This window comes from Novosphingobium sp. 32-60-15 (assembly GCF_002280675.1).
In the GTDB taxonomy this organism is placed as follows: domain Bacteria; phylum Pseudomonadota; class Alphaproteobacteria; order Sphingomonadales; family Sphingomonadaceae; genus Novosphingobium.
Genome location: NZ_NCEN01000048.1, coordinates 1 through 7,430, shown reverse-complemented (window position 1 = coordinate 7,430; position 7,430 = coordinate 1). Strand labels below are relative to the sequence as shown.

Below are 7,430 nucleotides of genomic sequence, written 5' to 3'. Positions count from 1 at the left end.
TCACCTTTCTCTTGGGCGCGGGATCAATCGCGTTCCGATTGAAGGGAAACTCTCATGCAGTCTGTCCTCAAGAACAGCGGTCGTGCGGAGCTGGCGGTCTTCGCCCTCATCGCACTGGCGCTTGCGCTATTCATCTTAGCGGGGCCGGCCTTCGCCGGCGCCGACACCACATTCGACACGGCCCTGACGAAGTTCACCGACTTCCTCGAGGGTTCGGGCGGCAAGATCATCACCGTACTATCGCTCGCGGGCGGCATCGTGGCGCTGGCCTCGGGGCGTTTCTCGATGGGCCAGATCGCGATTCCGGTCGGTGTCGGTGTCGGCGCCGGCACCGGTATCCCGATCGTCACTTCCACCGTCACGGCAACGATCTGAAGGGTCCGACGGTCGGTCGGAATAGCAGATCCGGCCGGCTTTTGGGGAGGGTGGTGCAATGGCCTCGGACAAGTACGTCATACCGTCTCATCTAGACGATCCTGAGCTAATCGGGCTGTGGACGATAGATGAATTCCTGGCGATGGTTATCCCGTTCGTCTGGGGAATCCTGTCTCAGCACATTCTCATTGGCATCGTGCTTTCGGGTGCGGGCTGGTGGGGACTGAAGAAGGCTAAGGCAGGACGGGCGACGTCTTGGCTCCTCCATCTGGCCTATTGGCATCTTCCGGCCGGGTTCACCGGCATGAAGGCCACGCCACCCTCTTATCTCCGACTGTTGGCCGGCTAAGATGGAGATCACCTACACCCACGCCCAAAGCCAACGCGTCCTGAGGCAGCGTAATCTCCTCGTAATCATTTCGGTGATCCTGGGCGTCCTCTCCGGCATCTTGCTTTTAGTCACTACGACACGCGATCGCGAAGTCGTCCTGCAACCGATCTTGGCGCGACCGTTGGCGGTCAACAGCGCAGGCATCTCCCGCGAGTATCTCGAGCTGATCACTCGTGACACCGCGGTGCTGACCCTCGATCGCAGCCCTTCCAACCTCGAATATTGGATGAAGTCGGTCCTCGAGATCACCGCGCCAAGTGCGCAGGGCAAGATCCGCGGCGACCTCATGAAGATTGTGAACGAGCAGCGCGGCTCGTCGATCGCGCAGTTCTTCACGATCCAGACGATGGAAATCGACCCGAAGAACCTGTGGTCCACTGTGACCGGGGATCTGCACACGATCGTAGGGAACAAGGTTGTCTCCAACGAGCGCCGGACTTTCCGCTTCGATTGGCAATATTCCGGACTGTCCCTGAAGCTTGTCGGCTTTGGAATGGTGACGACCGGCAAGGAAAAGGATCAGTGATGTCGGTCTACGCCATTGGCAGCGCCGCGACCGGCGCCGTCTTCCTCTCTCGCTATTATTGCTATCTGAGCCGCATCCTCGGCGCGGCGCTCGTGGCCTTATCGTTCTTCTTCATCGCGGAGCCGGCCTGGGCCGACCAGACGGTGATGGCGTCCGACGGCAGCCAGGTAGACTGCGCCGCTTCGGCCAAGGGCCTTACCAGGATCAGCCTCGTCGAGGATGAATTCGCCTCGGTCTCGAAAATCTCGACGGGCAATCCCGCCGATGACTTCTCGGTCGTGAACGAGCCGGTGCGCGGAGACATCTACCTGTCGGTCCCGGAAGGGTTCGGCCGCCAGGCCCTATCCTTCTTCGCGACCAGCAAGCGGGGTTATGTCTACAAGTTCGTCTGCCGCATCGCGGGCGAGCAGGCGGTCCAGGTGTTCATCTCAAACCCGGCGATCGCAAAGGACAAAGCGGGCGACACGGCGCCGCAGGTAGCAGCGGCAGATCCGCAGGAAACTGCCGTCGAACTCGTGCAGGCGATGTACTCGAACGGCGTCATTGACGGCTACGAGATGCGCCAGCGAGCGCTTCGTCCGGTCTATGTCGGCACGCTCAAAGTCCAGATGATCGCCGAATATCGCGGCTCCGATCTCACCGGCCGCGTCCTTCGCATCGAGAACAAAGGCGCGGCCCCGGTCACGTTGACTGAAGCGACCGTCGCGCCTTCTAGCGCGCTGGCAGTGTCGATCGCAGAGCCGAAGCTCGATCCAGGGAAGGTCACGACGGCCTATCTCGTCTCGCAAAACGGGAGGCAGTGACATGGCTTTGGCCGATTTCTTCCGGCGCAGGCGCGCGCCGCTCGATGGGGGACCGGAAGAGGAGGGCGTCTCTCCCGTCTCGAGCGATCTGACCGCGAACGAGAGCGTTCGCAAAAAGCAGCGGCTGCTGCTTGCAGGCGTTGCCGGTGCGGGGCTCATCGCATCTTCGTTTTGGATCTTCGGCGACGACGGCGGAAAATCTGCGTCCCCCGACAGCGATGCAGCCAAGGTCGAAGTTTCGACCAAAGACATGGTCAACAAGAACCTCAACCAGCAGGAGTGGATGGCGCTCTCCGAAAATCAGATGCAGTCGGTCGAGAACCAGCTGAAATCGGTCAACGGGCAGCAGCAGAGGGTCGATCAGCTCGCCCAGCAACTCGAACTGCTGAAGGGCGAGAATCAGGCGATGCGCGCCGATGGCGCGCGGGTGCTATCCGCCTACCAGGCGGAGAATGACCAACTGCGAAGGCAGGTCGCGACCAAGACCACGGCGCCTCCGCCCGCGCCCGGACCTTCCGCGATGTACGGCCCGAACGGTGTCCAGAACTACCAGCGTCCCGATGCCGGACCCGCCGGTCGCCCGATGCCCGTCAGCAACGGCGTAGAAGTGAAGATGGTCAGCTTCCAGACAGCGGATTCCGGGACGGCTACCCGCGTCGCGAAGGGCACCACGACCTACACCGACAGCATCAACTATCTGCCGCCAAACAGTTTCGCCAGCGCCAAGGTCATCGTCGGCGTAGATGCGAGCGCCGGGGTCAACAGCCAGACAGATCCGCTGCCCGTCGTGCTGCGCGTCACGGGGCCGGCGCGGTCGGTCTACCAGAACGGCAAGCTCCTCACAACGAAGATCGAGGGGTGCCTCATCAATGGCGCGGCGCGCGGCGATCTCTCGAGCGAGAAGGTCTACGTCAAGCTTCAGAAGATGACCTGCCCACAACCTGGCGGTCGCTACGCAGTGTCCGAGGTGAAGGGGTTCATCGCCTTCGGCGGCAAGACCGGCGTGCGCGGGCGTGTCGTCAGCCGCGAGGGATCCCTCGCGATGCAAGCTTTCCTGGCCGGCCTGGTCAGTGGCGGCGGCAACGCGCTCAACACCGCCTTCAACCAGCCCTTGGCGACCATCGCCAATGACGGCGAGGGCAGCATCAACCGCACGCCCAATTTCGGCAGCGTCGGCCTGCGCGCGCTCGGCGGCGGTGCTGCGGAGTCCGGCAAGGACGTCTCGAAATATCTGATCGAGCGTGCCGAGCAATATCAGCCTGTGATCGAGATGCCGACCGGCATCGATGTTGAAATTGTCTTCCTGGAGGGTGTGTATGTCCGCAATTGATCGACTGCGTAAGCTGCGCCTTTTCACGCGGCGGGCTCCCGTCCTGGCGGCGATCGGCGCAATCGGCGTGGCCGGCATCGCACTGGCAGCCGACGTGGCGGGTCCAGACGAGGTGAAGGTTACGGGACTCCTGAAGGCGCGCCTGCCGAAGACGGAAGTCTCCAAGGTCAATTGCGAGAAAATCGAAGGGCTCTGCGAGGTCACCGCGGGCGCGAACCTCTTCTACGTCAACCACGGTGCTCGCTACCTCATCATCGGCCGCGTCTATGACATGGAGACGCGCCAGGATCTGACAGCGGCACGGCTTCTCGAGATCAACCCCGACATGCTGGTCGGCGGGGCTGCGAAGGCAAATGCCGCGGCGGCTTCCGGCGGCGAGGAGGGCGGGGGCGAGGTCACGGCGGCTGCGGTCGGCAGCGGGCGGACGACGGCCCCCGTGCGCCCGGCCATGCTCAATCTGACCGGCTTGCCGAGCGAGGGCGCGATCGTTTGGGGCAATAGGGCGGCCAAACAGACCGTCACCATCTTCACGGACTTCCGCTGCGGCTATTGCCGCGCGCTCACCAATGTCTTGCGCGGCATGGACGTGAAAGTTGTCGAGCGGCCGATTTCGGTCCTCGGCAGCCGTGACATTGCCGATCGCGTCTACTGTTCCAAAAACCAGGAACAGGCGCTTCACGCCGCTTATGCAGGTGAGCCGTTCAAGGCGCCAGCTGCGTGCGACACCAAGGGCCTCGATGCCAATGAGAAATTCGCCCGGAAAAATGGCCTGAACGCGACGCCGGTCATTGTTCGCAGCGACGGCGCAATCCTCGAAGGCTATCGGCCGAAGGAGTTCCTCGAGGCCTGGCTCAGGGGGGCGAAGTCGTGAGTCGGCGTTTGGATCAATCCCGCCGATCACCGGTCGTACTCGGATCGGCCGGTCTGGCGGCGCTGACTATGCTCAGTGGGTGTGCGACGTTCGGGAGCAACGTGCGAGGCAGCTTCTCATGCGCCGCGCCCGATGGCATCTGCGCGCCCTCTTCATCGATTGACGATCGCGCGCTGTCGATGATCGCAGGTGAGAGTGGCGGCGACGCGGTGCCCGCCGGGCCCTATATGGAAACCCGCCCGAAGGCGCGGGCGCCGCGGACCGCTGCGACCAGGCAGATCGTGCCCGGCGATGCGCGGCGTACCCAGGAGCGGGTGCTTCGGATCGTCTTTCAGCCCTACATCGATGAGCGCGGGCGATTGCACGAGATGAGCGCGGTTCACGCGGTCGTGCAGAGCGGCGAATGGCAGCAACAGTCGCTGGCATCCGCGACGCTTATTCCTGATCGCAATGCGTCCTCGATGCACACGCTGCCGGAATCGCTCGCCGAGGCCATCGATCGCGCCGACCCTGCCATCGTCGATGTCGCGGCGATTGATCCAGATCTTCCTGATCCTGCGGTGGTAGCCGCTGCGCGGGCGCGCAGTGCCGATCCGGTCGCAGCGATCAAGTCCGACGTTGCGGCTCGCCTAGCCCCCAAGGCGGGCCGCAACGCCCTGGCCTCCGTGCCACCCGCGGAAAGGGGGCAGGCACAGACGGCGAAGGCACCTTCGCCGAAGGCCGATGACTCAGCGGGTAGCCCAGGCGCGGCGCCAGTCGCGTTGAAAACGACGAACGCCACCCCGTCCGGCGTGGCGACGCTGCCCAAAACGACCGCCGCCGCTGAGGCGGTCGCGCGGGTGAAAGCGAGCCCACAATATCAAGGGCAGGCAACCGCGGCTCAGGACACGGCGCGAAGCGAGGGCGCTGAGGGGGCGCGACCCGTAGCCAAGCCAGATTCCAAGCCCGTCGTCCAGGCCGCTGGATTCCCCGCGTCCGTGCCGCAGGAGGATTGAGATGGCGCGACGCTTCTTCGACGATCTCCTCGCCGGCGTCTTCGGCGATAGCAAGCGTCCCGACGCCCAGCAGCCGGATCTCGCGGTCCCGATGCTCGCGCACTGGCTGCCATATCGGAGCTACGACCCGAAGACGGGCATCTTCTACAACAGCGCGTCGCGCGGGTTCGTGATCGAGGCAGCGCCGTTGGTTGGAGCCGACGAGCGCACCGGCGAGATCCTGGCACAGTTCCTCTCCGAGGGTATTCCGGCGCCGGGTTGTCTTCAGTTTCACCAATGGATGTCGCCACGCATCGGCGAACACCTCTCGAAATGGTATCTGCCGCGCTACGCAGCGCGCGGTGTCTATGAACGCATGGCCAAGCACCGCGTCGATTTCCTGACGGACGGTGTGTGGGACTCGTTATCGGCCGACGCCCCGTTCTGCCTCCGCAACCACCGGGTCGCGATTTCCTATTCGACCCCGGAATCGTCGAGCGTGTCGGTTGAGCAGATCGTCTCGGTGATGGAGGGGATCATTTCGTCGCTTGCGTCGATCAACGTCGCGGCGCGCGCGATGGACCCGGTGGCGCTGATCGGATGGATCGACGACATCACCTCGCCTACCACCGCCGCCGGCGATGATGCCATCAGCTACAATCGGCTCGATCCGATCGCAGACCAGGCGATCCGCCGCGACATCGAGTTGCAGGTCGAACCGGATCGGATGTTGCTGCGGACCGAGCGCTTCCGCCCGACCGGCAAGACGGTCAAGGGCGCCCCTGAGATCGGCGAAATCTATCCCGACGTGTTCGATGTCCGGTCGTTCTCCGTGCGCAATCTACCGACGCGCTGGGCGCCGTGGGATGTGGCACGCCTGATCGGCGACATGTTCACCGACAAGCTCCGCATGCCGTGCCCGGTCGCGACCAACCTGTGCATCGATTTTCCCGACGCCCAAGCCTCGACCAACAAGGCCAGCTTCAAATTCATGCGGACGACGAGTCTGGCCGATTCCAAGTCGTCCAAGTTCCTGCCGCAGCTGCGCGATCAGTCGCAGGAATGGCGCTACGTCAACGAGGAGATCCGGCAGGGTCGCAAGCTCGTCCGGGTGTTCTTCAGCGTCACCGCCTTTTCACCCAAGGGCAAGGGCGACAGCAACGAGCGCGTGCTCAAGTCCGTCTACCGGGCGGCAGGCTGGGACCTGCTCGACGATCGTTACCTGCAGGTCATGGGGCTGCTCTGCGCGATGCCGATGACGATGGCCAACGGCCTGTCGAAGGACCTCGAGCGCATGAAGCGGATGCGGACGCTGCTCACCACGACGGCGGCCAATCTGGCGCCGATTCAGGGTGAATATCTGGGCGGCACCGTGCCCCACCTGCTGCTCATCGGCCGGCGCGGCCAACCTTTCTTCTGGAGCCCGTTCGAGAATGCCGCCGGCAACCACAATGTCGCGGTCTTTGGCAAGTCGGGTTCGGGCAAGTCGGTCGCGCTTCAGGAGCTGTGCGGCTCGCTTTGTGGCGCTGGCGCGAAGGTGGTCGTGATCGACGACGGCCGCTCGTTCGAGCACTCGGCAAAGTTGCAGGGCGGTGCCTTCGTCGAATTCACGATGAGCTCGGGCTTCTGCCTCAACCCCTTCTCGATGATCGACGAGCTCCAAGCGGCGGAGGACGAGGATTACCTCCTCGACTGCATGGCGATGCTCAAGGCCATCATCAATCAGATGTCGCGGCACATCAACGTGCTCGACGACACAGAGCGGGGCCTGATCGACGGCGCGGTCAACCAGGTCTGGGAGGAGCATGGCAGCAAGGGTTCGATCGATCTGGTGATCGCAGCCCTGGAGGCGACCGGCAACCCGCTGGCATCCAATCTCGGTATCGCGATGCGACCCTTCTCGTCGGGAGGCACGTACGGGCGTTTCTTCCAGGGTGAAGTCTCGTTCGAGATGCAAGCGCAGCTCACCGTCTTCGAACTGTCCGACCTCTCGGCGCGCGAGGAGCTGCGCAGCGTCGTGCTGACCGCGATCATGTTCATGTCGCAGCAGATGATGCGCAAGCTCGATCGCTCAATTCCCAAGGCACTTCTGCTCGACGAGGCGTGGCAAATGCTCCGTGGCGGCGCGATGGCCGACTTCATCGAGACCTATGCTCGCAC

At 63.6% G+C, this 7,430-nt stretch carries 8 protein-coding genes; all 8 read left to right on the top strand.

Annotated elements, in window-relative coordinates:
• Positions 1-54: 54 nt before the first annotated feature.
• Positions 55-375: a TrbC/VirB2 family protein gene (locus B7Y89_RS17700; RefSeq protein WP_292940763.1), complete on the top strand. Its 321-nt coding sequence runs from the start codon at positions 55-57 to the stop codon at positions 373-375.
• Positions 376-433: 58 nt separating this feature from the next.
• Complete coding sequence (gene traL / locus B7Y89_RS17695) at positions 434-724, top strand: type IV conjugative transfer system protein TraL (protein ID WP_292940760.1); 291 nt, start codon at positions 434-436, stop codon at positions 722-724.
• A gap of 1 nt (position 725) precedes the next feature.
• Positions 726-1,292 (top strand): type IV conjugative transfer system protein TraE, encoded by a 567-nt coding sequence (locus B7Y89_RS17690; RefSeq protein WP_292940757.1) that lies wholly within the window; start codon positions 726-728, stop codon positions 1,290-1,292.
• Positions 1,289-2,095, top strand: coding sequence for a type-F conjugative transfer system secretin TraK (locus tag B7Y89_RS17685; protein WP_292940754.1), 807 nt, complete (start codon positions 1,289-1,291; stop codon positions 2,093-2,095). The genes B7Y89_RS17690 and B7Y89_RS17685 overlap by 4 nt, the downstream gene beginning before the upstream one ends.
• A gap of 1 nt (position 2,096) precedes the next feature.
• A complete protein-coding gene (locus B7Y89_RS17680; protein ID WP_292940751.1) occupies positions 2,097-3,425 on the top strand; it encodes a TraB/VirB10 family protein in 1,329 nt (442 codons plus the stop codon).
• A complete protein-coding gene (locus B7Y89_RS17675) occupies positions 3,412-4,296 on the top strand; it encodes a DsbC family protein (RefSeq protein WP_292940748.1) in 885 nt (294 codons plus the stop codon). The genes B7Y89_RS17680 and B7Y89_RS17675 overlap by 14 nt, the downstream gene beginning before the upstream one ends.
• Positions 4,297-4,397: 101 nt before the next feature.
• Complete coding sequence (locus B7Y89_RS17670; protein WP_292940745.1) at positions 4,398-5,291, top strand: TraV family lipoprotein; 894 nt, start codon at positions 4,398-4,400, stop codon at positions 5,289-5,291.
• Position 5,292: 1 nt separating this feature from the next.
• Positions 5,293-7,430, top strand: a 2,138-nt coding sequence (locus B7Y89_RS17665; protein WP_292940742.1) for a DUF5934 domain-containing protein, incomplete at its 3' end; no start/stop codon positions are given.

What these genes read in the sequence shown, in the direction of transcription:
- B7Y89_RS17700 (WP_292940763.1), top strand. Translation starts at nt 55, where the DNA reads ATGCAGTCTGTCCTCAAGAACAGCGGTCGTGCGGAGCTGGCGGTCTTC.
- traL (WP_292940760.1), top strand. Translation starts at nt 434, where the DNA reads ATGGCCTCGGACAAGTACGTCATACCGTCTCATCTAGACGATCCTGAG.
- B7Y89_RS17690 (WP_292940757.1), top strand. Translation starts at nt 726, where the DNA reads ATGGAGATCACCTACACCCACGCCCAAAGCCAACGCGTCCTGAGGCAG.
- B7Y89_RS17680 (WP_292940751.1), top strand. Translation starts at nt 2,097, where the DNA reads ATGGCTTTGGCCGATTTCTTCCGGCGCAGGCGCGCGCCGCTCGATGGG.
- B7Y89_RS17675 (WP_292940748.1), top strand. Translation starts at nt 3,412, where the DNA reads ATGTCCGCAATTGATCGACTGCGTAAGCTGCGCCTTTTCACGCGGCGG.